The organism is Aestuariibacter sp. GS-14, from assembly GCF_006494365.1.
Classification (GTDB): Bacteria; Pseudomonadota; Gammaproteobacteria; order Enterobacterales; family Alteromonadaceae; genus Alteromonas; species Alteromonas mangrovi.
On record NZ_VHIP01000002.1, the window covers coordinates 60,675 to 87,092 of the forward strand.

26 protein-coding genes are annotated in these 26,418 nt (G+C 46.9%); 19 read left to right on the forward strand and 7 right to left on the reverse strand.

Features of this window, described 5'->3' with window-relative positions:
• The first annotated feature begins 14 nt into the window (after nt 1-14).
• Complete coding sequence (gene hypE, locus FJ444_RS03430) at nt 15-1,061, forward strand: hydrogenase expression/formation protein HypE (protein ID WP_140956527.1); 1,047 nt, start codon at nt 15-17, stop codon at nt 1,059-1,061.
• 31 nt (nt 1,062-1,092) lie between these two features.
• On the opposite strand, the gene FJ444_RS03435 is transcribed toward hypE, so the two are convergent.
• Together FJ444_RS03435 and FJ444_RS03440 are read right to left on the reverse strand one after the other, a co-directional pair.
• A complete protein-coding gene (locus tag FJ444_RS03435; RefSeq protein ID WP_140956528.1) occupies nt 1,093-3,177 on the reverse strand; it encodes an ATP-binding protein in 2,085 nt (694 codons plus the stop codon).
• Between the two features lie 255 nt (nt 3,178-3,432).
• Nucleotides 3,433-4,014, reverse strand: a complete 582-nt coding sequence (locus FJ444_RS03440) for a HupE/UreJ family protein (protein WP_140956529.1) — start codon at nt 4,012-4,014, stop codon at nt 3,433-3,435.
• A gap of 324 nt (nt 4,015-4,338) precedes the next feature.
• On the opposite strand from FJ444_RS03440, the gene FJ444_RS03445 reads away from it, so the two are divergent.
• A complete protein-coding gene (locus tag FJ444_RS03445; RefSeq protein WP_140956530.1) occupies nt 4,339-4,584 on the forward strand; it encodes a hypothetical protein in 246 nt (81 codons plus the stop codon).
• On the opposite strand, the gene FJ444_RS03450 is transcribed toward FJ444_RS03445, so the two are convergent.
• Nucleotides 4,577-5,431, reverse strand: coding sequence for a TraB/GumN family protein (locus tag FJ444_RS03450; protein WP_140956531.1), 855 nt, complete (start codon nt 5,429-5,431; stop codon nt 4,577-4,579). The genes FJ444_RS03445 and FJ444_RS03450 overlap by 8 nt on opposite strands.
• A 104-nt stretch (nt 5,432-5,535) precedes the next feature.
• Nucleotides 5,536-6,030 (reverse strand): DUF2244 domain-containing protein, encoded by a 495-nt coding sequence (locus FJ444_RS03455; protein WP_140956532.1) that lies wholly within the window; start codon nt 6,028-6,030, stop codon nt 5,536-5,538.
• A gap of 197 nt (nt 6,031-6,227) precedes the next feature.
• Between FJ444_RS03455 and FJ444_RS03460 the strand changes: the two genes are divergently transcribed.
• The 13 genes from FJ444_RS03460 (at nt 6,228) to FJ444_RS03520 (ending at nt 19,249) form a co-directional block, all read left to right on the forward strand.
• Nucleotides 6,228-7,121 (forward strand): sulfite exporter TauE/SafE family protein, encoded by an 894-nt coding sequence (locus tag FJ444_RS03460; protein ID WP_255438961.1) that lies wholly within the window; start codon nt 6,228-6,230, stop codon nt 7,119-7,121.
• A 160-nt stretch (nt 7,122-7,281) separates the two neighbouring features.
• Nucleotides 7,282-8,607 carry an alpha-amylase family glycosyl hydrolase gene (locus tag FJ444_RS03465; RefSeq protein ID WP_140956533.1) on the forward strand — a complete coding sequence of 442 codons (1,326 nt, stop codon included), beginning with the start codon at nt 7,282-7,284 and terminating at the stop codon, nt 8,605-8,607.
• Nucleotides 8,608-8,714: 107 nt separating this feature from the next.
• The gene (locus FJ444_RS03470) at nt 8,715-10,661 is read left to right on the forward strand and encodes an ATP-dependent DNA helicase (protein WP_140956534.1); all 1,947 of its coding nucleotides are present in this window, start codon (nt 8,715-8,717) and stop codon (nt 10,659-10,661) included.
• Nucleotides 10,658-11,338: a tRNA (adenosine(37)-N6)-threonylcarbamoyltransferase complex dimerization subunit type 1 TsaB gene (gene tsaB / locus FJ444_RS03475; RefSeq protein WP_140956535.1), complete on the forward strand. Its 681-nt coding sequence runs from the start codon at nt 10,658-10,660 to the stop codon at nt 11,336-11,338. The genes FJ444_RS03470 and tsaB overlap by 4 nt, the downstream gene beginning before the upstream one ends.
• Before the next feature lie 125 nt (nt 11,339-11,463).
• A complete protein-coding gene (locus tag FJ444_RS03480; protein ID WP_140956536.1) occupies nt 11,464-11,757 on the forward strand; it encodes a hypothetical protein in 294 nt (97 codons plus the stop codon).
• A gap of 303 nt (nt 11,758-12,060) precedes the next feature.
• Entirely contained in the window at nt 12,061-12,789 is a 729-nt protein-coding gene (locus FJ444_RS03485; RefSeq protein WP_140956537.1) for a Slp family lipoprotein, read from the forward strand.
• A 168-nt stretch (nt 12,790-12,957) separates the two neighbouring features.
• Nucleotides 12,958-13,803: an alpha/beta fold hydrolase gene (locus tag FJ444_RS03490; RefSeq protein ID WP_140956538.1), complete on the forward strand. Its 846-nt coding sequence runs from the start codon at nt 12,958-12,960 to the stop codon at nt 13,801-13,803.
• Nucleotides 13,804-13,936: 133 nt separating this feature from the next.
• On the forward strand, nt 13,937-15,589 hold the full coding sequence (gene fadD / locus FJ444_RS03495) for a long-chain-fatty-acid--CoA ligase FadD (RefSeq protein WP_140956539.1): 1,653 nt from the start codon (nt 13,937-13,939) through the stop codon (nt 15,587-15,589).
• A gap of 49 nt (nt 15,590-15,638) precedes the next feature.
• Nucleotides 15,639-16,790: a ribonuclease D gene (gene rnd / locus FJ444_RS03500; protein ID WP_140956540.1), complete on the forward strand. Its 1,152-nt coding sequence runs from the start codon at nt 15,639-15,641 to the stop codon at nt 16,788-16,790.
• A 7-nt stretch (nt 16,791-16,797) separates the two neighbouring features.
• Entirely contained in the window at nt 16,798-17,091 is a 294-nt protein-coding gene (locus FJ444_RS03505) for a YcgL domain-containing protein (protein ID WP_140956541.1), read from the forward strand.
• A gap of 10 nt (nt 17,092-17,101) precedes the next feature.
• Complete coding sequence (locus FJ444_RS03510) at nt 17,102-18,091, forward strand: lytic transglycosylase domain-containing protein (RefSeq protein ID WP_140956542.1); 990 nt, start codon at nt 17,102-17,104, stop codon at nt 18,089-18,091.
• Complete coding sequence (locus FJ444_RS03515; protein WP_140956543.1) at nt 18,091-18,756, forward strand: fumarylacetoacetate hydrolase family protein; 666 nt, start codon at nt 18,091-18,093, stop codon at nt 18,754-18,756. The genes FJ444_RS03510 and FJ444_RS03515 overlap by 1 nt, the downstream gene beginning before the upstream one ends.
• Before the next feature lies 1 nt (nt 18,757).
• Nucleotides 18,758-19,249, forward strand: coding sequence for a YcgN family cysteine cluster protein (locus tag FJ444_RS03520; RefSeq protein ID WP_140956544.1), 492 nt, complete (start codon nt 18,758-18,760; stop codon nt 19,247-19,249).
• A 16-nt stretch (nt 19,250-19,265) separates the two neighbouring features.
• Here FJ444_RS03520 and FJ444_RS03525 read toward each other — a convergent pair whose 3' ends face one another.
• From FJ444_RS03525 to nhaB, 3 genes are read right to left on the reverse strand one after another with little or no spacing between them, the layout of a single operon-like run.
• A complete protein-coding gene (locus tag FJ444_RS03525) occupies nt 19,266-19,814 on the reverse strand; it encodes a GNAT family N-acetyltransferase (RefSeq protein ID WP_140956545.1) in 549 nt (182 codons plus the stop codon).
• The gene (gene dsbB / locus FJ444_RS03530) at nt 19,811-20,335 is read right to left on the reverse strand and encodes a disulfide bond formation protein DsbB (RefSeq protein ID WP_140956546.1); all 525 of its coding nucleotides are present in this window, start codon (nt 20,333-20,335) and stop codon (nt 19,811-19,813) included. Before dsbB ends, FJ444_RS03525 begins: the two co-directional genes overlap by 4 nt.
• A gap of 14 nt (nt 20,336-20,349) precedes the next feature.
• Nucleotides 20,350-21,927 (reverse strand): sodium/proton antiporter NhaB, encoded by a 1,578-nt coding sequence (nhaB, locus tag FJ444_RS03535; RefSeq protein ID WP_140956547.1) that lies wholly within the window; start codon nt 21,925-21,927, stop codon nt 20,350-20,352.
• A 289-nt stretch (nt 21,928-22,216) separates the two neighbouring features.
• On the opposite strand from nhaB, the gene fadR reads away from it, so the two are divergent.
• From fadR to FJ444_RS03555, 4 genes are all read left to right on the forward strand, one after another.
• The gene (gene fadR, locus FJ444_RS03540; RefSeq protein ID WP_140956548.1) at nt 22,217-22,927 is read left to right on the forward strand and encodes a fatty acid metabolism transcriptional regulator FadR; all 711 of its coding nucleotides are present in this window, start codon (nt 22,217-22,219) and stop codon (nt 22,925-22,927) included.
• A gap of 137 nt (nt 22,928-23,064) precedes the next feature.
• Nucleotides 23,065-23,424 (forward strand): phasin family protein, encoded by a 360-nt coding sequence (locus tag FJ444_RS03545; protein WP_140956549.1) that lies wholly within the window; start codon nt 23,065-23,067, stop codon nt 23,422-23,424.
• Nucleotides 23,425-23,470: 46 nt separating this feature from the next.
• On the forward strand, nt 23,471-23,995 hold the full coding sequence (locus FJ444_RS03550) for a hypothetical protein (protein ID WP_140956550.1): 525 nt from the start codon (nt 23,471-23,473) through the stop codon (nt 23,993-23,995).
• A 237-nt stretch (nt 23,996-24,232) separates the two neighbouring features.
• Nucleotides 24,233-26,296 carry an amidohydrolase family protein gene (locus FJ444_RS03555; RefSeq protein ID WP_140956551.1) on the forward strand — a complete coding sequence of 688 codons (2,064 nt, stop codon included), beginning with the start codon at nt 24,233-24,235 and terminating at the stop codon, nt 26,294-26,296.
• Nucleotides 26,297-26,418 lie beyond the last annotated feature (122 nt).

Consider the following 26,418-nt stretch of genomic DNA (forward strand, 5'->3'; position numbering starts at 1 on the left):
ATTGAGTAAGCAGTATGACTAAAACAACAAGAACCTTACGTGCTAAGACTATCACTATGGCCCATGGTGCCGGCGGCAAAGCCATGCGAGACCTGATTGAAGATGTCTTTGTGGGAACATTTGCCAACAAAGATTTAGAGCAGCTTGAAGATCAGGCGCGTTTTGATTTGGCTGATTTGTTGCAAAGTGGCGCAAAGCTGGCGTTTACCACGGATTCCTATGTGGTAGACCCTGTGGAGTTTCCGGGTGGCGATATTGGTACTTTGGCGGTGAATGGTACGGTCAATGATATAGCCGTGTCAGGTGCAATCCCCAGGTATCTGTCCTGTGCCATGATTTTGGAAGAAGGGCTGGATGTAGCCTTGTTGCGCCGAATTGTATCCTCAATGAAAGCGGCAGCCGATAAGGCCGGCGTGACTATTGTAACCGGTGATACCAAAGTGGTTCCCAAAGGTAAAGGCGACAAGATTTTTATTAATACCAGTGGCATTGGCATTATTCCTGATGGTGTGGATATTTCCGCTGCGAATTGCCGGACAGGCGACAAAATCATTGTGAATGGGCTAATTGGCGATCATGGCGCTGCAATCCTGAATGCTCGGGGTGATCTTGCACTGGATGTTGAACTTCAAACTGACTGTCAGGCACTGAACGATTTAATGCAAACCATGTTGTCTGTGTGCCCGAATATCCATGCTGTTCGCGATGCTTCACGTGGCGGGGTAGCAACCGTACTGTGCGAGTTTGCTGAATCTTCGAATGTGAGTATACGTTTGCAGGAAGAACACATTCCGGTGCGGGATACCGTGCGTGGCGTGTGTGAAATTCTTGGCCTGGATGCGCTGTATTTCGCTAACGAGGGTAAGTTAGTTGCCTCTGTGCCAGCCGATTCTGCAGAAGTCGTACTGGATGCAATGCGTGCGCATCCCGCAGGGCAGGACTCTGCCATTATTGGTGAAGTGATCGAGTCAAACTACAACAGAGTGCTGGTGAAAACCCAATTTGGCGGAGAGCGTATTCTGGATATGCTGGTGGGGGAGCAACTGCCGAGGATTTGTTGAGAGCTGTGGGCAACCTGAATTCAGCAATAGTTTAAATGCCCGAACCATCTAAGTGAGTGTCGGTTAAAAAATATTGGCTGAGACAAACAGCTATTCGTTGACTATCAAGGGGTTTAGTCAGATAGTCGTTCATACCGGCGAGCAAGCATTTTTCGCGCTCGCCAGCCAGCGCGTTTGCGGTAATTGCAACGATGGGAATTTTTTCGGCAATACCACCAAGTTGACGAATCAATGTTGCCGTTTCATAACCGTCCATAATTGGCATCTGACAATCCATTAAAATCAGCTCATATTGTTTATCAGTAAGTACTCTTTCGGTTATCCGTTTTAATGCTTCGCTACCATTATTGGCAATGTCTGAACTGATGCCCATATCAGTCAGTTGTTCCTTGATGACGAGTTGGTTAATTTCATTGTCCTCAACGACCAGAATATGCCTGCCCGTAAATATATTCCTTGTGTTGTGGGCGAACTGATGCTCCGCGGTTGATTGCGGGAGCTTCACTGAGGCGTCTACAGTAGCCATGGGAATGGAGACTACAAATGATGATCCTTCTCCAATCTTGCTGACTACTTTAATTTTACCTTTCAACTGCTTAGTAATTTGAGCAACAATCGCTAAGCCCAAGCCTGTGCCACCATATTGTCGAGTGGTCGAAGAATCCGCCTGTTTGAACGGCGAAAAAATCTCAGTTTGCCGGGATTTTTCAATACCCACTCCGGAGTCGCTTACTATCAATTTAAGAAGATAAAGCCCATCAGACTGAAGTAGGGCTTTGGTCTTTACTGAGATAGTGCCTTTTTGTGTAAATTTGATCGCATTGTTTATCAAATTCGTGAGTATTTGCTTTATGCGACTCGGGTCACCAAATAATACAAGTTTGTCAGTGCCACTCACATCAAGATGAAAGTTCAATCCCTTTTGCTCGGCCTGATGTGAGAATCCTCTGCAAAGTTGACTGGTAAGAGAACTAATGCCTATCGGGGCGTCTTCAAAGGTAATTTGTCCAGAATCAATTTTGGAAAAATCCAGGATATCGTTTACGAGTTCAAGTAATGTATTGGCACTGTGTTTAGCAATGTTGGTGTATTCCTGTTGCTTTGTACTGAGAGCTGTTTTGTTCAAGGCTTCAAGCATACCCAGTACGCCGTTTATCGGGGTTCGAATCTCATGACTCATGTTTGCTAAGAACATGCTTCGTGTTTGTAAAGCTTCTTCTGCGACCTTGCGGCGTCTATCGAGTTCAAGATTTGCCTGAATGCGAGCAGTGATATTTTGCGTAGCGCCCAGTACTCTCTTATGTTTGTTTTTGTCTAACTCCTGACGGGCTTGGGTTGCAATCCACAATTGATTGCCGTTCGGCGTGCGCACTTCAATATCGGCAGCGAAGGGGGTTCCGTTTTCGATACAACGGTGCAATAAATCGCTTAGGCGTTGCTTTTCATATGCTGAGGGTATGAGCGAAAAGGAATTGTCTAATGACGTTCCAAAATCCTCGGGTATTTCGAGTATTTTTTGTAGAGAAGGTGACAAAGAAAGTGTTAATTTTTCTACATCTAACTCCCAGGTGCCTACTCCGGCTAATTCGGCCATTTGTTCTAACCGCAGGGCTTGTAAATGCAGTTCTTCCTGTTGGCTAATTAATGTGTCCAATGTGAGTTTTCGGGATATCTCAGTACCAGTCCATTCTGCAAAAAGCATGAGGTAGTATTTCTCTGTTTCGGAAAAATCGCTATTTCTGGGTTCGGGTGAGGAAAAATTAAGGGTGCCGTGACGTTCGTTATTCACTGTAATCGGAATGCCAATGTAGGCCTTCAGGCCAAAAGCCTGATAACACGGGTGAGAGGAATTTGCCTGATAATACGCAACGATTCCATCTGCTTGCAGTGTATCTTTACAGAAGGTATCTCCGAGTAAAAACTGGTCACCAGGTTGTATGCTGTTATCGGGTGAAGACGCACTGATAACATGATAGTCCTGACCGTTAATGGCGCTAACGATACCGATGTCCATAGCTAATAGCTCGCGTCCGAGCTGTAATAATCGGCAGAGCTTATCTTCAAAAGAAAGGGAGACATCGCTGGATACTCGCTTTAACTGCTGAAGTACTTTCATGCTGTTCTCTGATTAAGACCAAAAGATGTAGGCCGTTTGATAGCAAAATGCCATTTCAAATGTTTTCAATCGAAGTGTAGTTCAGATAGAGAGTAATAACAGGAAATGCGTGCCAGAATAAGATTTTTTACTGCAAAGTAAGACAATAGAATGAGGTTTGGAGTGTGGGTGGTATTACTCGTTTATGAATCAAAAAAGAATCGGGCATGAAGCCCGATTCTCGCTCATGATTATCAATTTTGGTTGTGGGTCAGCCTAAATCGAAAACAACGATACTCCCATCATTGCTATAACCAGTCCAATTAATCTATTTGCATTAGGTTTGCTGCGCGCAACATACGTTGAGGCAGCAAATCCCAGCGTGACCAGTGTGGCGCTGGTGACGATGAAGCCTAAAGCAAACAGAATAGGGACGGAACTGGTGGTCTCTATACCATGAGCTAAACCGTGAAATAGTGCGAAGCAAGATGCCAGGCTGACTGCCAGCCCCTGTGCTACGTTGTTACGTTTTGCAATTAATAGCCCGGTGATCACCGATGTCATGACAATACCGGCCTCCATAAAAGCAAAGTGGTAACCAAACTGGCCCAGCGTGAAGCCAGCCAGTAGCAGTGCGAAAAAGGCGGTGAGGATCACACTCGCTTTATTGCCGGCAAAACTGGCTGCCCAGTACCCCATAGCCAGCATAGCAATTAAGTGATCGATGCCCATCAGTGGATGAGACAAACCTGCAATCAGCGCGAGCTGAATTGTGTCGTGACCGGTATGTGCGAATGCGGGAAATGCAGCAATAACAGATACCAGGGATGCTGCCAAATATTTTGCAGTGAGCTTCATAGTTTCACCTTACCTCTTTTCATTTTTGTTATTCACGTGACTGCTGTAGGCACAGCAATCCGTTTTATTTTCGTACTTTTGTAACTTACCCTTGAGATTAGCAATCTCGATGCCACCTTGTGAATCAGTAAACTATTAGATTAACTTATTGATATTTAATGTTTAAATATTTTTTGTGAAATTCAAAAAAAATGGATGTGGATAGTTGGTTTGCAAATTAGAAAGAAACTGTCATTTTGCTATCCTCTATGGACCTGTGATTCAGATCAATATACTGACGCAATATATATATTAGAATTTTAATATATTAATGAGGAGCACGACATGACAGATAAAAAACTGATTTTGTTGCTCAAAATCGTAATGATAGTGGGAATTTGCCTTATCCTTACTGGTGTCTACTGCCATATGTATAGCGAAACCGTAGAGGCGATGGGCGTAACGGGTATCATGCTCAGTGCCTGTTTAGTGGCGGTGGGTATGATCTTGTCGCTGCCTACAAAGATGTACCTCACGTTTATCCTGGTAAAACGTGAGGCTGATGCGTCTACACAAGCACGTTCTAATTGAGTTGCTGCACCGAGTAGCCGCGTTTCTCAAGCAGAGACAATACACTTTTCGCACCTGCTAGGTGCATTGTGCCAACCAATACAAATTCTGTTTCTGGCGTGCTTAGCATACCCGTTAGCATGGGTAGCCAGTTTTGGTTTCGCTGGGTAAGCAAGGTATTAAATACCTTGGGAAACGAAGCTTCAAACTCCTGCATGGACGATTGCTCCATACCCGCCATGTTTCCAGAACGCCAGTAGTCCTTCAATTCGCCAATTGAGTCCTTAATTTGTAAAACATCCTCCAGGGCATAGCGAATAATTTGATCATCATCGCCATCCCCGAGGCTTTTTATAAACGCAAGTTGCTGCTGGGGTGACTCAAACCAATCCAGTTGCTTATTATCCATCATGGCTTGGAAATAATAAAACTCATCGACCCCCTGGCTGGTGAGTCCCAGGTTTCTGAGCTCAACCACGCTAAGCGTTACGCTAATAAGGGCCGGGGTGTAATGGGCAAAGTTATCGATCGATAAATGGCGACTCGACAGATGATCGGCAAGAGCTTTGTAAGTATCGTTGCTCAGTACATCGTTTAATCTGGTGCCGTCCTGATAGGTTAGATGTTTAAGTGTGTCCTGCTGAAATGCGGGTGAGTTTAATCCTGCAATATCGGTTTCAAATACCAGTTTTGTAGCAGCGTTGTATGCCTGTGCATAGGCGTCTGGTAACGGAAAATCGTCGGGGCTCAACAGGTGTAGTGTCCCACCGATGTAAACTGTGTTGTCACCGTTAGTGACCTTCCAAACCGAAGCGGCGTGTCCGGTGAATGTGAATAACAGAAAGGAAGATAAGAGAAGAAAGCGCATCAAGAACCAACAAATAACCTAAAGCCACAATCTATATGTTATCGCCGTCTGGTGCAACGGTGCAGAGTATTACTCAATAATGAACCCGGTAGCGATATAGAATTCTAATGCTTCCACCAGTGATGCCGCCATGCGGGTATGCCCAGTTCCTTAATGGTTTCATACAATGTCTGACGGTCTTCTTTATTCAGAAAATCCCCAATAGCAATGCATTTATCGTTATACACTAACTTTAACTGCGGCAGATACCAGTCCTGCGGACTTTCTGATAATTCCAAATGAGTATCTTCTCTCAAAAGGGATACAGATTTCATAGCTCTGTTGCTGGATTGCACGTGAATATGGTGCTTTTCAATTGCGATGGTCTGGCTGCTGTAAGTAAACAGGTTTACCCGGTACAGCAAATAGCAAAACAAACCAATTTCAATCCCGGCAAAAGGGAACACCAGCCAAGCGCCAACGATAGTCCAGACTACAGCAATAATAAAGGCCACGCTGGCCATAAGCCACATCAACCACTTGCTTTCCTGCCAACTGGCAGAACGATTTGGCGTCAACGTTACCAGAGTATATTGCGAATGATGTTTTATCGTTACCAAAACCACCTCCGGGCATCTGACAAACCAAACACAATGTGATTTCAGCTTTCACTATAGCAAGGTACATTTTAAATGCGCGCTAGTCTTTCCCATTTGTAAAATAAAACTTACTATGTAGCAGCATCTCGATGCATTTTTTGACCGTTTTACCAATCAATGTAGTACCTATTTAGAATAATTATAATGAAGGCAATTAAGTGTTAAAACAGGCATTGTTAAGTCCGGTGTGGGTGGGGCTGATTATCATATGGGTGGCATTAATTATTAGTCATTCAGCTTTTCCCGCGGTGATTCCTGAGTTTGGACCATTTATGCTTTTGGGCATAATTGGGGCGGTATTTGCCAATGCAACAGGTGCCGGTGGCGGCGTTGTTTTTGTTCCCTTTTTTCAACAATTACAATTTAGTGCAGAAGCGGTAATCGCAACCAGTTTCGCCATCCAGTGTTGCGGAATGAGTGCCGGTGCGATCAGTTGGTTGCAGTATTTTCGCCATGGACCGGAAGTGTCGCCTCACTGGCGATTACTGTTGCGCGTTGTCTTTATAACCGCGTTGGGTTCGTTAGCAGGAATAGGGTTTACGCAGTACGGTTTCAGTCAGTGGTTTTCAGCCATGTCATTCAGGCAGTTCGGTTCACAACTGCATATTGGCTTTGGCATTTTCTCTGTATTACTGGCATTGGGGATTTTCGCTTCCATTGCCTGTTTGAAACGCGAAGCAACCCGAAGCGCTATTGAGTCTGGGGATATTGTGGCTCTTCTCCTAATCAGTTTTGTGGGGGGCGTCGTAACTGCCTATTTATCGGTTGGGGTGGGCGAGCTGATTGCGGTATACCTGATTTTTCGGGGATTTAGTGTTAGCTTTTCTATCGCTGCCGCGGTCATTCTATCTGCTATTTCGGTGTGGGGAGGTGTGCAATATCACGCTTTGGTTACCGAAGCGGTAGTCTGGGATGTTGTTTTGTTTGCGGGGGCTGGTGCAATTATCGGTGGGCGGTTGGCAAGGTACCTTGTGCTTTGGTTTTCACCGCGACAAGTGAAAGTATTTTTTGCTGGCTGGGTACTTTTGCTGGGTATTGCCAGCTTGATCTAGCTCATCAGAGCAGTCCTTCCAGCGCAGATTGTTATTGTGTTTTAGTTACTTAGCTAAGCATTCAGGCATAGGCCTTTAGTCGTATTATTCTAATCGAATATACGCATTGCAATTGAACGCTGTTATGATTGTCGACATTCCAGCCAGGAAAGGATTCGATATGCCAGTACACACTTATGAGCCGATCAACCGGTATCAGGTAACACAGGCAGAGTGGAGCAAGGATGCCGTAATCTACCAGGTTAATGTGAGGCAATTCAGCCAGGCGGGCACGTTTAACGCGGTTACGCAGCGCTTGTCTGATCTTCATTCTCTGGGGGTTTCTATTCTCTGGCTCATGCCAGTGCATCCCATCGGCGAATTACACAGAAAAGGTACACTGGGAAGCCCGTACGCCGTAAAAGACTACCTTGCTATCAATCCTGAATTTGGCGATGAAGCTGATTGTCAGGCGTTGGTGGATAAAGCGCATATTCTGGGGATGAAAGTCATTCTCGACTGGGTGCCTAATCACAGCGCCTGGGATAACCACCTCGTGGAACAGCACCCCGATTGGTACGCCAAAGATTACAAAGGTGATTTTCGACCATCCCCCTGGTGGGACTGGAGCGATATTATTGAGTTTGATTACAACAACAGTGCCTTGCGTGAGTATATGATTAACGCTATGTGCTATTGGGTAAATCAGTTTGATATCGACGGATTTCGTTGCGATGTGGCAGGTTACGTGCCCAACGATTTTTGGCAACAGGCCCGCGAGGCGCTTGATGCCATTAAACCAGTGTTTATGCTAGCAGAGTGGGAAAATCGCGATCTGCATGAACGGGCATTTAATATGAGCTATGCCTGGAGCTGGAATGAAACCATGCACGATATTGCCATGGGCAGAGCCGGCGTAGATCGGCTCAGAAAATACTATTCCTGGAATGAGCGAGCCTGGCCGCAAAGTGCGTATCGCATGACGTTTGTGAGTAACCACGATAAAAACGCCTGGGACGGGACACAGCGTGAGCAATTTGGAGATTGCCTGGAAGCCGCTATTGTTTTGTCTGTTCTGGGTGAGGGAATGCCTCTGATTTATAATGGTCAGGAAGCGGGTGAAACCAAGCGTCTGGCTTTTTTTGAACGCGATCCTATTAAATGGCAACCGCACCCTATAGGCGATCTGTACAGTAAGCTTATTCGTCTGAAGAAGCGCTTGCCAGCGCTGTGGAATGGTCAGTATGGCGCCAGAATGATTCAGGTACCCAACAACAAATCTGATCAGGTGTTCAGTTTCGTGCGTATGCAGGCAACCTGTAAAGTATTTATTGTACTTAACCTGTCGAAAGAGTGCGTTACCGCACGTTTTGAGGAGCAATTGTTCCCAGGCAAGTATTTCGAGTTGGCCTCAGAAAGCATTGAAGAATTGCAAGCAGGCTGTGAGATAGCCTTAAATCCATGGGACTACCGGATTTATTTTAGCGCTGCCATACCGAAAATGTAATTCCTGTGGCTGTTTTGGTTACAGATTAACCGGCTGGCCGGCTAAACACAGACGTTTTCAATTTTATTTGGCATAATACCCGTTTTGGTACATCACACAGAGAAACTATGCCCACGTTAAGTGAAGTGTTTTCGGGCACCGGATTACTGGCAGAATCAATCAGGGGATTCAAGCCCCGGCAGGCGCAAACGGATATGGCCGAAGCGGTAGAGCGGGCCATCAAACAATCGCATAGCGTGATCATTGAAGCTGGTACCGGAACCGGCAAAACCTTTGCATATCTTGCGCCGGTATTGCTTGCCAAGGGTAAAGCGATTATTTCTACCGGGACTAAAAATCTGCAGGAACAGCTTTATCACCGCGATTTACCTGTTATCAAAAAAGCCCTCGCCAGTAACCGCAAAACAGCTTTGTTAAAGGGGCGGGCGAACTATTTGTGTACCCACAGACTGGGTCAGCATGGTGGAAACTCCACATTAGTTGAGAGTGACGTACTCAATGAATTGTCCATTGTACGGGCCTGGGCCAATACTACTAAAACCGGTGATGTAGGGGAGATCAAAACCCTGCCGGAAGATGCCAGAGTATTGCCATTAGTAACGTCCACGGTGGACAACTGCTTGGGGCGCGACTGCCCGGACTACGAAGATTGCTACTTAGTTAAAGCGCGAAAAAAGGCGATGGACGCCGATATTGTGGTAGTGAATCACCACTTGTTTTTTGCCGATATGGCGCTCAAAGACACCGGTTTTGGTGAACTGATCCCCGACGCCGAATGTATTGTGTTTGATGAAGCTCATCAAATCCCCGACATTGCCAGCGAATATTTTGGTGAAGCCGTTTCTACCCGTCAAATTCAGGACATTAGCAAAGAAATCACCCTGCTGTATCGCACAGTGCTAAAAGATGCTGAGCAACTTGAAAAAGCGGGCGAGAAAATGCGTATGCAGGCCGCTGATTTGCGATTGCTGTTTGCCGATAAAGCGGCTAAGGGCAATTGGGTGGAACACCTCGAGCGAGAAGAGGTCCGCACGCAAATGTCGCGTCTGGAAGATGCCGTGGGGGTAGTGTACGACGTATGCAAACTGCACATTGGCCGCGACAAAGATCTGGATAATCTGTTCGACCGCATCGTTCAGGTGCGTGATAAGCTGGCATTGTTTACCACCGATCAACACGATGGCATGAGCCTGTGGTACGAGACCACGCCACGGCATATTGTGTTGCATATGACGCCGCTGTCTATTGCTGCCAAGTTCCGACGATTTGTGGAAAGCGATGAACGAGGATGGGTGTTTACGTCGGCCACCTTAGTGGTGAATAACGACTTTACCCATTTTCAGCGCAGAATGGGCCTGGAAAGTGCTAAAACGCTGATGCTGGACAGCCCGTTTGATTACGCCAAGCAGGCGCTGCTATGTGTACCCAGGTATTTGCCCGAACCTCATCAGCCTGCCATGCGACAAGCGCTGGTGGACGTGAGTATGCGGTTGGTGAAAGCCAGTAACGGGCGCTGCTTTTTATTGTTTACCAGTCATGCTGCTATGCAGGATGTGGCCGCGGCGTTGCAGGAAAAAATAACGAATCCTATTCTGGTGCAAGGCAGTACATCTAAGCAGGCATTGCTAACCCAGTATTTAGCTGATCCCGAAGCGGTATTGCTGGGAACGGGCGCATTCTGGGAAGGTGTCGATGTACGTGGTGATGATTTAGTCTGCGTACTCATCGACAAATTGCCTTTTGCCGCACCAGACGATCCCTTGTTGCAAGCGCGGCTGGAAGACTGCAAAAAAAATGGCGGAAATCCATTCGGCAGTATACAAATACCGCAAGCGGTGATCACGCTTAAGCAAGGTGCGGGAAGATTGATCAGGGACCCAGAGGACGTTGGCGTGCTGGTAATTTGTGATAACCGTTTGGTGACCAAGCCCTACGCACAGACCTTTTTAGGCAGCTTACCGCCGATGAAGCGCACGCGGGATCTCAGCGAAGTAGAATCCTTTTTAGTGAATACTCAACAACGTCAGAGTGACGTAAAGAAGACCAAGTCATGAATATCTTAGCAATAGATACGGCCACCGAAGCCTGTTCGGTGGCACTACAATTCAACAATAGAATCTATACTCGTTACGAAGTTTGCCCGCAACAACACAGTCAGAAAATTCTGATCATGATAGAAGAGGTCATGAATGAGGCAGGGGCTACGTTAAACGAACTTCAGGTGTTGGGTTTTGGCCGAGGCCCCGGCAGCTTTACCGGCGTGCGTATTGCTACAGGTATCATTCAGGGGCTGGCATTAGGGGCTGGATTACCGGTTGTGGGGGTTAGTACACTGCAAGCCATGGCACAACAGGTAATAGCAAGCCAGGCTGTGGAGAATGTGGCAGTGGCTATCGATGCGCGTATGGGGGAAGTGTATTTTGCGCGTTTTCAAAATAAACAAGGTCTGGCCGTAACGGATGGCGATGAGCAGGTGCTTTCTCCTGTGCAGGCTGCAACACTAACAACAGCCTCGGATACAGGTTTTGCCGGCACAGGTTGGCAGGCTTATCCTGAACTGGCAGCTGCAGCAGGCAATATTAATGTTAGCGTGTCATATCCTTACGCCAGGCACATGCTTCCTTTGGCAGAGCAGGCTTTTCTTCGCAACGAGTTTACGTCTGCGGAGTCTGTGTCACCCGTGTATTTACGCGATACTGTGACCTGGAAAAAGCTACCTGGCAGAGAATAGCCTCAAGGTTTTTAACAATTCAGGCTTAAAAATTGCAGAGCAATCCGGACGTAAGGGAAAGTGTCAGAGTTTTGTTGGCACTTTTTAGTTTCAAGCACATTCGGAACATCGGCATACTCTGTTAAATGGATATTCGTCAGACTTCCAATATACCTGTCATTGATCGCAGCGACAACCGGCCCAAGCCGGTAAAGCACGTTGTACCTGAAACAGAACAAGTCACAGAGCAAAATAAACGCGCGGTAGTGATTAGCGGCGATGAAGTTTCTTATGCCAAAGCCGACGCATTTCGTACCAAGGCGGGTTATGATAAACCCGCTCCACAGGCAGAGCAGGCTGTGCGGGAGTATCTGAGTTTTGAGCGTGAAACTAAACGCGATTCTGTTCGTCAAATAATGGGCGTAGATATTTACGCTTAACGCCTCTTGTTTTAACAAAAATTTCACATTAAAACCAAACGGTGAGTTCAGCTTCCATTCAGGCAACTTTCAGATAATATTAACAAAGCGTGTGACATTTCAGCTTTGACGAAGCCGTACACGCCAAAGTGATCGAGAATGGACCCGTTTGGGTTTAAACAGGGAAGGCTAACAGTGTTGTACTGATTTGCTGTGGACACATTGAGCACAGTGTCAGCGCTGATTTAACTTTTATACATGCCAGACGTCATGGATTTATCAGGTATTTCCCTTATCATTCGTTTCAAATACAAGGGGTGTTTTATGTTTTATCGTGCACTGATCATTGCAGCCGTTTTAAGTCTCTCGGGCTGTGCCATCGTTCCTGATCCAATTAAAGTCGCTGACGACAAAGCGCTGGTAGGTTATTCAAAAGCCGTTGTCGCTGGCGACGGCGTCATTGGCCAACAGGCGCGTTGGGGCGGCATCATTACCAGTGTGGAAAATAAAGACAACAAAACCACCATCGAAATGGTGTACTTTCCGCTGAATCATTACGCAAAGCCCATTACAACCGAGCAAACACCCGGACGATTCAAGGCAGTAATAAACAATTTTGTTGATCCCATTATGTTTGCAGAAGGCCGGTTGGCCACTTTTGTTGGTACGGTTTCGCAACCACTGGCAGGCATGGTAGGCGAGCAGCCTTATATGTTCCCAGCCATAATGGTAGAAGACTATCATTTGTGGCGCGACCAGCAGTTATACAATACCAATTCGGTATTCTTTGATTTTTATGGTGGCTGGTATTCTCCATTTTACCCGCGCTACTGGGGGCCTTGGGGCCTTTACCATCCAGGATACAGAAGCGGGTTCAGTTTATATCACTACACTCAGAGCCGTTATCACCCCGCAAGAAATGGGCAGGATGACGGTGGAAAGAGTAAGCCCGCGCCGCGTTCCTATCGTGGCAATAATGGCGAGCCTTCTGCTACCTTGCGGGTTCAGCCTCGCGAGCCTGGCAATGTTGTTCGACCAGCCAAGCAACAATAACGGAAAGAGTATGCCGCTTAGCAGGCCAATCTATACCGGTTATAAATAAACAGGCGGCAATTATTTGCCGCCTGTTTTACTTATTGCACCGGGATAACACATCAATACCCGCTCTTGTGTGATGTTTGTTACACTCATTACAGGACAACATTTTCAGGACTATTTGTTATGCAAGCATGGCAATTCGCTTTGTCTCAAGGTGAACTTCACGGGTTAACTAATAGCGGGAAGGGGCCAGTAATACTGGGGCTGCATGGATTTTTGGATAATGCAGAAAGTCTGGCGTGTCTATTCCCGTTTTTCGACAATTATCAATTTATTGCTATCGATCTGCCGGGTCATGGGAAAAGCTACCACCGCCCGCTGGGAGCGCATTACCATCAACTTGATTTTATTCAGGATATTCATGAGTTGGTCGAAGCCAATAACTGGCAGGATGTCATTCTAATTGGTCACTCATTGGGCGGCATTTTAGCTACCATCTACGCAGGCGTATTCCCTGAACGCGTAGCAAAAGTGGTGTCTATTGATGCCTGTGGCCCTCTAACCATGGAAGCGGATACTAGTGCATCTCAGGTTCGGGAGTCAGTGTTAAGCCGACTGCCGAAGCAAAGCACTGGCTCAGGCTCACGGCCGGTTGATATCGACGCTGCTGTGGCGGCACGTTGCAAAATTAGCGACATTAATGCTGAACATGCACGTGCGATTATAATGCGTAATATTAAGTGCAACGATGAAGGCGAATTTGTGTGGGGAAGTGACCCCAGATTGCGCACAAAATCTACGCTTCGGCTTACTGAATCACAGGCACAGAATTTGATGGAAGCAATTCGTTGCCCGGTCTGGTTTGGCGGCGCTACCGACAGTTTTAAGCACCTCGAAACAATTTATCCAAAACGGAAAATATGGTGGAAAAACAGTCAGATTGAACTATTCTCAGGAGGACATCATTTTCATATGATTAATCCTTCAGCAGTTAGCACTGCAATTCGCAGCTTTGTTGAGGAAATGTAAACAACGTCATTTATCTTTTCGCGAACATCCGATACTATTAAAACAAATCGGACCAGTTTTGAGCGTATGCCGAGGCTGATGCGTGGACTTGTGTGAACAATCATCGTCAAAGTAGAGTTGACAGGAGAGGTTGGTGGAAAAAAACTGGCTTAAGCATTACGACCCAAGAGTAACCCCGGAAATCGACCCGGATCGTTACGCTTCAATCGTTGATATTCTTGACGAATCGGTTGCCCAGTATGGCGATAAGACCGCCTATATCAATATGGGGCAGGAAATGAGCTTTGCCGAGCTCGATATGCACTCTAAGCATTTTGCGGCTTATTTGCAGCACAACGGGTTTGAGCAGGGTGATGCTGTCGCCATAATGATGCCTAATTTACTGCAATATCCGGTGGCGATGTTTGGTATTTTGCGTGCTGGTATGACGGTAGTGAACGTGAATCCGCTATACACCGCGCGTGAGTTGAAACACCAGCTTAACGACAGCGGTGCCAAAGGCATTGTTATTGTAGATAACTTCGCTCACACCCTGGAAAAGGTCGTTGCCGAAACGGGCATCAAAGATGTACTAATTACCTCTCTGGGTGACATGTTACCGGCACCTAAACGCTGGGTTGTGAATTTTGTAGTGAAGCGGGTTAAAAAAATGGTGCCCGATTACAACCTGCCGACTGCAAGACCTTTCATGGGTGCACTACATGCGGGCAGGCATTTAGGGTACCAGAAAGTTGAGATCAGCAACGAAAGCCTGGCATTTTTGCAATACACCGGTGGTACAACGGGTGTGTCTAAAGGGGCAATGCTGACGCACCGCAACATGATTGCCAACTTAGAGCAGGTGTCTGGCATTCTGGCCACGGTGATTACACCCGGTAAAGACCTGGTTGTAACAGCGTTGCCGCTCTATCACATCTTCGCGCTTACCGCGAATTGCTTACTGTTTTTGAAATTTGGCTGTCCGAACCTGTTGATCACTAATCCACGGGATATGCCTGGTTTTGTGAAAGAACTTAGCAAATATCCGTTTGTAATTTTACCCGGCGTAAATACGCTGTTTAATGGGTTACTTAATACCCCTGGATTCAGTGACCTCGACTTCACCAACTTCAAGTTTGGTTTGGGCGGTGGTATGGCTGTACAGCGCCCGGTTGCAGAACGCTGGCAAAAGGTTACAGGCACCGTGCTACTGGAAGGCTACGGATTAACCGAATGCGCGCCGGTGGTTACCGTTAACCCTCCACAATTAGAAGCGTACAAAGGGTCAATAGGTATGCCGGTACCGTCTACCGATATCATGCTGGTAGATGAGAATGGCAACGAAGTGGCCCCCGGGGAGTCGGGCGAAATGTGGGTAAAAGGACCGCAGGTAATGAAAGGGTATTACAAGCGGCCTGAAGCAACCGATGAAATTATTCACAACGGTTGGTTAGCTACAGGTGATATCGCCCGGGCCGATGAAGATGGTTACTTCTACATTGTAGATCGCAAGAAAGACATGATTTTGGTTTCCGGTTTTAATGTGTTCCCTAACGAAATCGAAGAAGTTGCTGCGATGCACGAAGCTGTTCTGGAGGCCGCGGCAGTAGGTGTGCCACATGAGGTCAGTGGTGAAGTGGTGAAGCTTTTTATCGTTCGTAAAGATAATTCACTCACAGCCGAAGCAGTGATTGCACATTGTCGTACACATCTTACTGGCTACAAGGTGCCTAAACACGTAGAATTCAAAGAAGAATTACCTAAAACTAACGTCGGTAAAATTCTGCGTCGGGAGCTTAGAAAATAAGCAGCACCCCAACCTGAATAAAGCCGGCGCAACGCCGGCTTTATTATTTATGGATTATATCTTTATACAGGATCAGGAAACCCTTGATTTAGTGTGTGCCAGGGCAGCGCGTCATCGCGCCATTGCTATTGATACCGAATTTGTACGCACGCGCACACTGGCTCCTGCATTGGGTCTGGTGCAATTGTTCGATGGACATCAATTGGCGCTAATCGATCCTCTGGCCATAGACGACCTGAGCTCGCTAACCAATTTGTTGGTTAATCCTCATGTTATTAAGGTATTGCATTCCTGTTCGGAAGATTTAGAAGCCTTTTTGGCAAGCTTCTCTTTGGTACCTACGCCTATTTTTGATACCCAGTTTGCAGCAGGACTACTGGGGCTGGGAACAACCATGGGATATGGGCGCATGATTGAGATGCTGCTGGAAATTACATTGGAAAAAGGCGAATCGCGCACCGACTGGCTGGCCAGACCGCTGTCTGACAGCCAATGCCGCTACGCAGCTGACGATGTACTTTACTTGCTCCCTGCATTTGAGCAACTCTATGACATGGTGGTAGCCAGAGGGAAACTGGATTGGGTGTTTTCGGAATCTGCCGCGTTGGCAGATAAAAAGAAAGCAAACATACCAGCCCAATTCGCCTATCTGCAAATCAACAATGCCTGGAAATTATCATCGCAGCAGTTAACTGTGTTAAAGCATCTGGCAGCATGGCGTTTAACCCGCGCCCAGCAAAAAGACATGGCACTGAATTTTGTATTCAAGGAAGCGCACTTATTCGAATTGGCTTTGCGTATGCCACAGTCTAAAAATGCATTGTCGCGCATACACTGCTTAACGCCACAGGAGCGCCGTTTAAGACCAGAAATTTTGCTGGATGTAATTCAGAATGGATTAGACGAATTCGACAATACAGCGCCGGAAGATCATATTCCACGTATTTTAAGACTGATTGATTTTCCACAGTACAAACAAACGCTGGCAAGATTTAAACACGCTACAGCCGAAATTGCAGTAGAACATGGCGTGAGTGAGGAAGTCATTGCCTCTAAAAAGCAACTCAACCAACTGCTAAAATGGCATTGGTTTGACATTGACGAATGCCGGGTGCAGGGATTAAAGCCTGATGTATTAACCGGTTGGCGTGCAGCGTATTTTGAACCTGTCGTAAAGGCAGTTCTACATTCAAACAAATAGGTAAGACATGTTATTAGCAGTATACAAAACCGCAAAAAAAGCAGGCATGTACCTGTATGTGGCTAAAAAAGATGATTTCTCCGCAGTGCCAGAGGCGCTGATGAGCCAGTTTGGCAGACCTCAGCTAGTGATGATGTTGCCATTATCAAAGCGAGAGGCGCTTGGCGGCGTAGATAAGAGCAAATTAATTGAGGCCATAAACGACAAAGGTTTTTATTTACAAATGCCACCAAAAGAAGAAAACCTGCTTGAAGTGCACCGGGAAAGCCTGGGGTTAGACAGTAAACCTTCACAAGCCTGAAAATAAACACATGAAAATAATTAAACATCTAACAGCGGCGATGTGTACTTTGCTGATGTCAGTGGGTAGTTACGCGGCCGACAGTAAAGACGCCGAATTCGACCTCTATAAAGAAACGCTAAAGCAGGAAGCAGTTGCACAAGGGTTTGGCAAACAGTTTGTTGACAACGTATTTGCTACCGTATTCTATCGCCCGACGGTAGTAAAAGCCGACAACAACCAGCCTGAAACAAAAATTACCCTGGATAAATATTTAACTACCCGGGTACCAGACTGGAAGGTACAGCAAGCCGTTGCGTTAATGGAAGAGAACAAGGAGCTGTTAACCCAAATTGGCCAGCAATACGGCGTACAGCCAAGATTTATTGTGGCGCTATGGGGTAATGAATCTAATTTTGGGAAAATTCAGGGCAGTCACCCAGTATTGTCGTCATTGGCGTCACTGGCGTTTGAGGGCCGTCGCGAGGATATGTTTAAAAAGCAATTAATGGCCGCGTTGACTATCCTGCAGGAAGGCCATGTGGCTCTGAAAGATTTTAACGGCTCCTGGGCTGGCGCTATGGGGCAAAGCCAGTTTATGCCAACGTCATTTTTACACTACGCAGTAGACTATGACGGCGACGGTAAGAAAGATATCTGGAGTACGCCTGCAGACGTGTTTGCCTCTATCGCCAATTTCCTGTCTTCTGAAGGCTGGCAGAATGAGGGGACCTGGGGACGCCAGGTGTCAGTAATCAATAACTTTGATTTTGCGCTGGCGGGATTAGAAAAAGATAAGTTCAAACCACTGTCGTTCTGGCAGGCACAAGGCGTTAGACGCTACGATGGGAAGGATTTGCCAGACGTAGACATTAACGCATCGCTTATCATGCCCGACGGAGAAAAGGGCCGGTTATATCTGGTATACCATAATTTTCATACCTTGATGAAGTGGAACCGCAGCAGCTATTTTGGGGTTTCGGTAAGTTATTTGTCAGAACGAATTAAGCGGGGTCACTAATGTATCAACACCTGAATTTGCAAGGATTACCGTTTGGCTTGCCTGCTGGCAAAGTAGTCTGTGTGGGGCGCAATTACCTTGATCATATTAAGGAACTCAACAATGATGTGCCTGCCGAACCACTGTTGTTTTTAAAGCCAGCCACGTCGTTGTGTTCGGTTACTGAACCGGTGGTTATTCCTACTCATCTGGGGGCTTGTCACAATGAACTTGAAGTTGCTGTTCTGATTGGACAAACACTTACGCGTGCAACGCCTGCACTGGCAACGGCTGCGATTGCAGGCGTAGGGCTTGCGCTTGATCTCACGCTTCGCGACGTTCAGGATAAGCTAAAGTCTGATGGGCATCCGTGGGAACGGGCAAAAGCATTCGACAAAGCGTGTCCGGTAAGTGCTTTTACACCAGCGAATGAGGTTGCTGATTTACAGGATCTCACTTTTACGCTCACTGTGAATGGTGAAGTCAAACAACAGGGCAACACCAGTATGATGATGCGGGATATTCAATCGCTTCTGGTAGCCATTTCTGAGGTATTCACGCTTGAGCCCGGTGATATTGTATTAACTGGCACACCCAAAGGCGTGGGGCCGCTACAACCGCAAGACACACTTACGCTGAATATGTCGCCTTGGTTTAACATTGAAACCCGGGTGGTAGGAGCTTGATATGGAACGCTTTTGGGAATCCAAAACACTGGATGAAATGAACCAGGCTGAGTGGGAATCCATTTGCGATGGTTGTGCTAAATGTTGTTTGCACAAGTTTATAGACGATGATTCAGTCACCGAAGCAGAATCCACTGCGCATATTCAGGCCGGCGAAGTGATTCACTTTACCAATATTGCCTGCGATTTACTGAATACAAAAACCTGCAGTTGTACACAATATGCCAGGCGCACCGAGTTCGTGCCTGATTGTGTTAAGCTCACTCGGGAAAACCTCAAAGAAATCTTTTTTATGCCACCCAGTTGCAGCTATCGCCGTTTGCACGAGGGGAGAGGATTACCCAGTTGGCATCCGTTGCTCAATCGCGGTAAAAAGACAGCCATGCACAAAGCGGGTATGTCTGTGAGGGGGAAAACCGTACCTGAGAGCGACGCTGACTTAGACAACTTTGAAGACTATATTGCCATTTGGCCGCTGGAAGATCTCGAATAACGCAGACTACGCAACGCTATATCAGAATGCTGAATAACAAAGCATCCTCGCCAAATACGCGGCGCCGGCACAATCCTTCCTGTTGAGCACCCAGTGCCTTCGCCAGTTTTATGCTGGCGATGTTGTCGGGGAGTGTCAGATATTCCAATCGATTGAGTTTTAAGGGGTGGGTCGCCAGATCAATCAGGCGTTGACAAAGTGTAAACGCAACCCCTTTTCCTCTGGCCTCCGGAATTAACCATAACCCCAGATTCGCATTGCGATGAACAGGGTGAATGTAATTCAGAATACCCATGCCCAGGCATTGCTGCTGCCAAATCAACAAATAGCAAACACCGTAGCCAATATCGCGTTGTTTCTCTAATGCATCCAATAGCAGTTTAGCAGTGCGCGGAGTAGTGGGTACCAGGCTGTTACCCATCCAGGGTTTAACTGAATCAAATGCCAGCTTACCAGCTTGTGCAACGCATTCTGCGTACTTGCTGTTTGCGCGGATCAAATGAATTTGCCCCGCATCGGTACGGATCGGGGCAAGGCGAACAGGAACGGTACTGAGGTCTATCAAAAGGCTTTCTTGTCGATTAAACGCGCACTAAGTACCAAGGCAAACACCACAAAATAGGCGGCAAAGATAATCTGCATCCAGTGGGCCATACCCATTGACAAGAACTGCCAGGAGTTTTCCAAACAATCACCTGGCGCAGCAAATACAGAAGGCAACCATTCATGCAGTGGCGCCCAGCTTGGGAAGTTGGGGAAAATCTCGCAACTGGCAAAGAAAGGGTCGTCAGCCTCGATAATTTCTACGTGCTCAGAAGCAACCAAATAGCCCTGAACCGCGCTATATGCCCAAAGGCCAAGTGCCAGGAAGCGGGTAACCGCTTTGTTGAACACTACTACCAGCAATCCGGCCAGTACAATGCCCCACATAGCAGTGCGCTGATAAATACACATAATGCAGGGGGCAAGCCCCATGACATGTTGAAAGTACAGCGCTGTGCATTCCAGACTAAAAGACGTTAAAAATAACACCAGCCAGGCAGAACGTTGCTCTGCCCACTGGCTCAATCCATGGATAAACTTCATCCTAAATTATGCTCCTAGTGCCCACTGTTCGCTGATGGTAAGGCAGAATGGTGTTCAATCAGGTGCATGTCGTATAGCCACTGTGTTGTATCTGCCAGACCGATATAGGTTGCGCCAAGACCTACAAATGTCAGCACAATAGTGTAAGGCAGCGCCATTACCACCATTCGGCCATAGGATAAACGCAACAACGGGGCAATAGCGGAGGTTAACAGAAACAAAAATGCAGCCTGTCCGTTAGGGGTTGCAACACTTGGCAGGTTGGTACCTGTATTGATGGCAACTGCCAACAGATCGAACTGGTCACGGGTAATCTGACCATGCTGCAATGCTTTACTTACTTCTGTGATATACACGGAGCCTACGAATACGTTATCACTCACCATGGATAACACACCATTTGCCAGGTAAAACATCACTAGCTGTGTTTCACCCTCAAACGACAATACCCAATGGATAACAGGTGCAAACAAGCCCTGATCAATAATCACTGCAACTACACCAAAGAATACGCACAGCAGCGCGGTAAATGGCAGCGCTTCTTCAAACGCCTTACCCAACGCATGCTCTTCAATTACACCACTCATTGACGTGGCAAGGATAATAACTGACAGACCAATCAGGCCAACAGCTGCTAGGTGTAACGCTAAACCTACTACCAGCCAAACACCAATTAATGCCTGAATGGCAAGGCGGGCTTTGTCGCGCACTGAACGGGCTTCGTCCATGTGTTTATCGTACTCAACCAGAATATTGCGCACGGCGGGCGGTAATTTTGCACCGTAACCAAAGGTCTTGGTTTTTTCCAGCAGAATGGTCGTAAGGATACCCATAACGAAAACAGGTACCGTAATTGGCGACATACGCATAAAGAATTCAACAAAATCCCAGCCTGCTTTATCGGCAATAATCAGGTTTTGGGGCTCGCCTACCATGGTCATTACACCACCCAATGCGGTACCCACTGCTGAGTGCATCATTAGATTGCGCAGGAATGCGCGGAAGTCTTCCAGGTCGTTTCTGCCCAGCTCTTGTACCGTGTCGTCGGAGGTGTGGTCGTGATCGGAATGGAATTCTTTGCCCGATGCGACCTTGTGATAAATAGTGTAGAAACCCAGACCTACCGCAATGATTACGGCCACCACAGTGAGTGCATCAAGAAATGCAGACAGGAACGCCGACGCCACAATGAATGACAACGACAGGATAGTTTTATTTTGAACCCTTATTACCAGTTTGGTGAACAAAAAGAGCAACAGGTCTTTCATAAAGTAAATACCGGCCACCATAAAGACCAGCAGTAACAGTACATCCAGATTTACTTCAATTTCGTGAAGTACATGGTCGGGCGTGGTCATGCCTATAAACAATGCTTCAATGAGCAGCAAACCACCGGGCTGTAATGGATAGCACTTCAGTGCCATGGCAAGTGTAAAAATAAATTCCACAATTAACACCCAGCCAGCAAGGTAGGGGTCAAGCATGAATAACAGGGGATTAGCAATTAAAAACCCAATGATGGTCTTTTTATACCAGTCTGGCGCGTGTCCCAGAAAGTTCTTATAAATAGCCATGGTCATAGAGGTCTGCATCGAGTATTTCCTTTTTTATCACTGGCTTAATTCGTTGTTCTCTGAGTAATAGTAGACGACGAAATTTTGTTTTTCTCAATATATATGGTACTTCTGGTATTCAGTAAATACCGTTGTGTCTCGACTAAGCTTGCAAAGACTAACCGATAATCTGTTAGACAGGAAGCTGTAAAAAGGGCGTAAACGACAAAGAAGTCACTATATTCGTTATATTTATAGATTGTGTTTGTGAAAATGCATCTGGTACAATCAGTTTAGAAGAAAAAGAATGTTCAGCAGGCGAGCAAATATGATTTATAAGGCACAAAGTCCGGCTGGTTTTGCCGAAGAGTATATCGTTGAGTCAATCTGGAGCGGGCGCTTTCCTCCCGGCACCATATTACCTGCTGAACGGGAACTATCTGAATTAATTGGCGTTACCCGCACCACGTTACGCGAAGTATTGCAGCGTTTAGCGCGCGACGGCTGGCTAACCATTCAACATGGTAAACCTACAAAGGTGAATAACTTTTGGGAAACCTGCGGGTTGAACATTCTGGAAACGCTGGCGCGTTTAGACCAGGACGGTATTCCCGAGTTGGTAGACAACCTGCTCGCTGCACGCACCAATCTGAGTGCGGTGTTTATTCGCAGCGCCATCAAAAACAATCCGCATGAGTCTGCCGAAATTATTGCCCGCTACAAGCAGGTAGAAGAAGACGGCAAAGCGTTTGCGCATTTCGATTATCAGCTTAACCACGATTTGGCCCTGGCATCGGGCAATAAAGTCTTTGTACTGATGATGAACGGCTTCCGTGGTCTGTATTCCCGTATCGGTGGATTCTTCTTTGCAGAACAACAGGCGCGGGACGTAGCGAAAGCATTTTATGCCAAGTTACTCACCGTAGCAGAAAGTGGTGAATACGAAACCGTGCCTGCGGTGATCCGTGAGTACGGTATAGCCAGTGGCAAGGTGTGGATGGATATCCGCGACACCATGCCGCAGGATTTGGTTGATTAATTCAATTTAAAACGACATCACTAGAAATCGCCGAATGAAAATATTCGGCGTTTTTTTATTCAAAAGTTGTGTTTTTAGTATGCGGTTTCTAAAAGTCCTCCGTACACTGTACTCAGACAGTTAAAGGAGAGTTCATCATGACTACTAAAGACGACATCAAAACCAAAATCAATGAAGCTGAAGAATTTGCACGTAAAATCTGGTTAGCAGGTTTAGGTGCTTATGGTAAGAGCATTGATGAAGCGCAAGGCCAGTACGAAAAGCTGACTTCTGAAGCCAGCAAAATGTTTAACGAGCTGGTAAGTAAAGGCGAAACGCTGGAAACAGAAGCGAAAGACAAATTCAAGGAAACTACCTCTGAAGTTGAAAGTCGTGTTTCTGAAGTGCGCAAAAAATTAGGTCTGGACGCAGACGACACTGATCAACGTATTGACGAGTTGTCAGCTAAAATCGACGCCCTCACCGAAGCCGTTGCAAAACTGGCTGCAAACAAATAGATCCCTGCGGGCAGGCTTACTGCCCGATATTGGGTAAGGAATGATTATGTCAGATAAAAAGCCCACATCACCGCTGTTTGCCTGGTTTGAAGCGGGGTTAGGATTAGTGGCTGATCAGGTAACTCAGGCAAATCAGCAAGTGCAGCAAACGCTGAATGAGTCTCAACAGGCCCTGAACGAACTGGCCTCGCGAGGCGAACAGGTTGAGTCTCAATTGCGCAAAGCGGTTGATCCGGCTCAATGGTGTGAAGTGTGGCGTCAGTCGCCATTGCATCATTGGATGCCAAGCTTTACCACGCCAAGGCAAAAGCGTGCTGCACAGATTGATGTGTTGTCGGGTAAAGTGGATTTGCTGGTAGAGCAGGTGGCCTTGTTGGCTGCTAAGCAAGCTGCCGCTAAGTCGCAAGATGCTGCGGCAAAGCCTGCAACCAAATCACGTGCGAAAGCGGCTACAAGCAAACCGGCAGAGCCGGCAAGCAAAGCGGCTGCAAAAGCGACAACCACGCGTAAAACTGCAGCGCAAAAACCTGCTGCAACCAAGGCGAAAACAACGCCGCCGAAGCAGGACTAATCAAACCAACCTATTCAAAAACGGGCTTCGGCCCGTTTTTTGTGCTTTAAACAGACAAAACTGTATTTGTCTGTATGAACAAGCCAAAAATCTTCTTCGTTGTTTGTCTTTTACATTTCCTAACAGACCGTTTTGCGCATGCAAATAGTCGCCAGTCTCCCGGATTATTGCTACGCTAAAACGCTAAGCATCAAATACACAACGACAATAAAGACAATAATCCAAAAGGACTCAACTATGCGCCTGTCTCACATTGGCCTGTTCGTTGCCGGCCTTACCGCCTGTAGCGGTGAACCGCCAACTACAACATCAAACACCCTACAAGCACAGCAATCATCGGTATCTACGATTCGACAATACAATGTATTGTTTGGCGGAACAGACGTTGGCGATATGACCATTACTCAGAAAGGCCCGGTAATTGATATTAATTACGGCTTTAGTAACAACGGCCGGGGGGCAAGCAGTGAAGAAACACTTTTATTGTCTGAGGCGGGCATTCCCATTTCGTGGTCGATTAAAGGGAAAACCACCTTTGGCAACGCAGTAAATGAAACCTATGAGCTAAAAGACGGTGTAGCAAGCTGGACCGCGGCGGCCGGTGCAGGTGAAGAGAGCATTGCCGACGATGCCATTTATATTGCGCAAAATCCCAGCCCCTATGCGCTTTACCTTTATACAAAGACCGTTCTGGAAGCCGGTGGCGAGCCTTACCCTGCATTGCCTGCTGGTCTTGTTACTGTGTCAGAAAAGCGCAAGTTAACCTTAGGAAGCGGCGAAAGCGCAGTAAATGCAACGCTGTACGCACTGGGCGGCATAAATCTGAATCCCAGTTATGTGATATTAGATGACAAGCAAGAGTTTGTTGCGGTGGTATCGCCCCGTTTTGCCTTGCTTCGCGAAGGATTGGAAGGAGAAGACAAGCGCTTACGTGAACTGGCAGCCACTCTAAACACAGAACGTTATGAAGATATCGCCAAAGACGTTACACATCAGTACGAACAAACGGTGCGGGTTAATAACGTGCGTATTTTCGATCCTAAAGCGTTGGCATTAACTGCGCTGTCTTCTGTGGTAATTAAAGGTAACGTGATCACGGCGATAGAACCCGTTCAATCCCAACCCGCTACAGACGAAGTGTTTATCGACGGTGAGGGCGGTACCCTGGTTGCTGGCTTGTATGATATGCACGGCCACGTTGGCGATGATCGCGCCATACTTAATGTCATGGCCGGCGTAACCGGTATGCGGGATATGGGTAACGAAGATGATGTGCTGTCGGCGTTAATCGATAAAATCGACAAGGGTATTTTGATTGGTCCTAAAATTACTAAAAGTGGCTTTATTGAAGGGGTGAGTGATTACAGCGCCGCAACGGGTGAACTGGCCCCAACCAAAGAAGACGCACTCGCACTGATCCGCGACTATGCGGAAAAAGGCTACTGGCAAATTAAAATCTACAATTCTATGAACGGTGAATGGGTGCCGGACATGACCAAAGAGGCGCATCGCTTGGGCTTGCGTGTGGCTGGCCATGTGCCCGCGTTTTATCGCGCCGACCAAATGATTGAAGGCGGTTACGACGAGCTTACACACATCAATCAGATCATGCTGGGCTGGGTATTAAAGCCAGAAGAGGATACACGGACATTATTTCGTATTACGGGTATGAAGCGCTTTGTGGATTTAGACTTATCCAGTGATGCGGTTAAGCATACCCTGGACCTAATGGTAGAAAACAACATCGCCCACGACCCTACCATGGTGATCCACGAATATGCCATGACCGGTAGAAATGGAATTACCAATAAAGCGGTTGCCAATTATGTGGAACACATGCCGGTTAGCGAGCAACGCTCTGCAAAATCCGCCATGTTAAACGTTGCCGACGAGGCTGAAGATCAAGCGTATCTCACCGCGTATCAAAAAATTCTGGATACACTGTCGCTTATGCACAAACGCGGTATTCTGCTGGTGCCCGGCACTGACATGGGCGGCGCCTTCTATTTACATCGCGAACTGGTACTGTTTGAGAAAATCGGTATGTCAGCGGCTGAAGCGTTAAAACGCGGTAGTTACGATATGGCCCAGTATCTGGGGCATACAGAACGTGGTGCGGTTGAAGTAGGTAAAGAAGCCGATTTCTTCCTGGTACACGGCGATCCCACAGCAGACTTGTCAGTGTTAAAATCCATGGCTATGGTAGTAACACAAGGTAAGTATTACTTCCCCTCAGAGGTCTACCCGGAGTTTGGTATTAAACCATTTACTGAGGTGCCCAGGGTGGTGGTGCCAGATTAATCCTGATAGAAATCAGGTTTAATCAAGTTGATAGGTTATTTTGATAAGACCCCGGATAAGTACTGCGTACTTTCCGGGGCGACTGAACAGGATGGTACCGTCATCCATGAATCGCCCTCATT

Excerpts from the sequence above, each read along its gene's own strand:
- FJ444_RS03450 (WP_140956531.1), bottom strand. The coding sequence starts at position 5,431 with ATGCGCTTTCTTCTCTTATCTTCCTTTCTGTTATTCACATTCACCGGA.
- FJ444_RS03520 (WP_140956544.1), top strand. The coding sequence starts at position 18,758 with ATGGAACGCTTTTGGGAATCCAAAACACTGGATGAAATGAACCAGGCT.
- tsaB (WP_140956535.1), top strand. The coding sequence starts at position 10,658 with ATGAATATCTTAGCAATAGATACGGCCACCGAAGCCTGTTCGGTGGCA.
- FJ444_RS03440 (WP_140956529.1), bottom strand. The coding sequence starts at position 4,014 with ATGAAGCTCACTGCAAAATATTTGGCAGCATCCCTGGTATCTGTTATT.
- dsbB (WP_140956546.1), bottom strand. The coding sequence starts at position 20,335 with ATGAAGTTTATCCATGGATTGAGCCAGTGGGCAGAGCAACGTTCTGCC.
- FJ444_RS03555 (WP_140956551.1), top strand. The coding sequence starts at position 24,233 with ATGCGCCTGTCTCACATTGGCCTGTTCGTTGCCGGCCTTACCGCCTGT.
- FJ444_RS03550 (WP_140956550.1), top strand. The coding sequence starts at position 23,471 with ATGTCAGATAAAAAGCCCACATCACCGCTGTTTGCCTGGTTTGAAGCG.
- FJ444_RS03435 (WP_140956528.1), bottom strand. The coding sequence starts at position 3,177 with ATGAAAGTACTTCAGCAGTTAAAGCGAGTATCCAGCGATGTCTCCCTT.
- FJ444_RS03465 (WP_140956533.1), top strand. The coding sequence starts at position 7,282 with ATGCCAGTACACACTTATGAGCCGATCAACCGGTATCAGGTAACACAG.
- FJ444_RS03445 (WP_140956530.1), top strand. The coding sequence starts at position 4,339 with ATGACAGATAAAAAACTGATTTTGTTGCTCAAAATCGTAATGATAGTG.
- FJ444_RS03480 (WP_140956536.1), top strand. The coding sequence starts at position 11,464 with ATGGATATTCGTCAGACTTCCAATATACCTGTCATTGATCGCAGCGAC.
- FJ444_RS03490 (WP_140956538.1), top strand. The coding sequence starts at position 12,958 with ATGCAAGCATGGCAATTCGCTTTGTCTCAAGGTGAACTTCACGGGTTA.
- hypE (WP_140956527.1), top strand. The coding sequence starts at position 15 with ATGACTAAAACAACAAGAACCTTACGTGCTAAGACTATCACTATGGCC.
- nhaB (WP_140956547.1), bottom strand. The coding sequence starts at position 21,927 with ATGCAGACCTCTATGACCATGGCTATTTATAAGAACTTTCTGGGACAC.
- FJ444_RS03485 (WP_140956537.1), top strand. The coding sequence starts at position 12,061 with ATGTTTTATCGTGCACTGATCATTGCAGCCGTTTTAAGTCTCTCGGGC.
- FJ444_RS03545 (WP_140956549.1), top strand. The coding sequence starts at position 23,065 with ATGACTACTAAAGACGACATCAAAACCAAAATCAATGAAGCTGAAGAA.
- FJ444_RS03505 (WP_140956541.1), top strand. The coding sequence starts at position 16,798 with ATGTTATTAGCAGTATACAAAACCGCAAAAAAAGCAGGCATGTACCTG.
- FJ444_RS03510 (WP_140956542.1), top strand. The coding sequence starts at position 17,102 with ATGAAAATAATTAAACATCTAACAGCGGCGATGTGTACTTTGCTGATG.
- fadR (WP_140956548.1), top strand. The coding sequence starts at position 22,217 with ATGATTTATAAGGCACAAAGTCCGGCTGGTTTTGCCGAAGAGTATATC.
- rnd (WP_140956540.1), top strand. The coding sequence starts at position 15,639 with ATGGATTATATCTTTATACAGGATCAGGAAACCCTTGATTTAGTGTGT.
- FJ444_RS03515 (WP_140956543.1), top strand. The coding sequence starts at position 18,091 with ATGTATCAACACCTGAATTTGCAAGGATTACCGTTTGGCTTGCCTGCT.
- FJ444_RS03470 (WP_140956534.1), top strand. The coding sequence starts at position 8,715 with ATGCCCACGTTAAGTGAAGTGTTTTCGGGCACCGGATTACTGGCAGAA.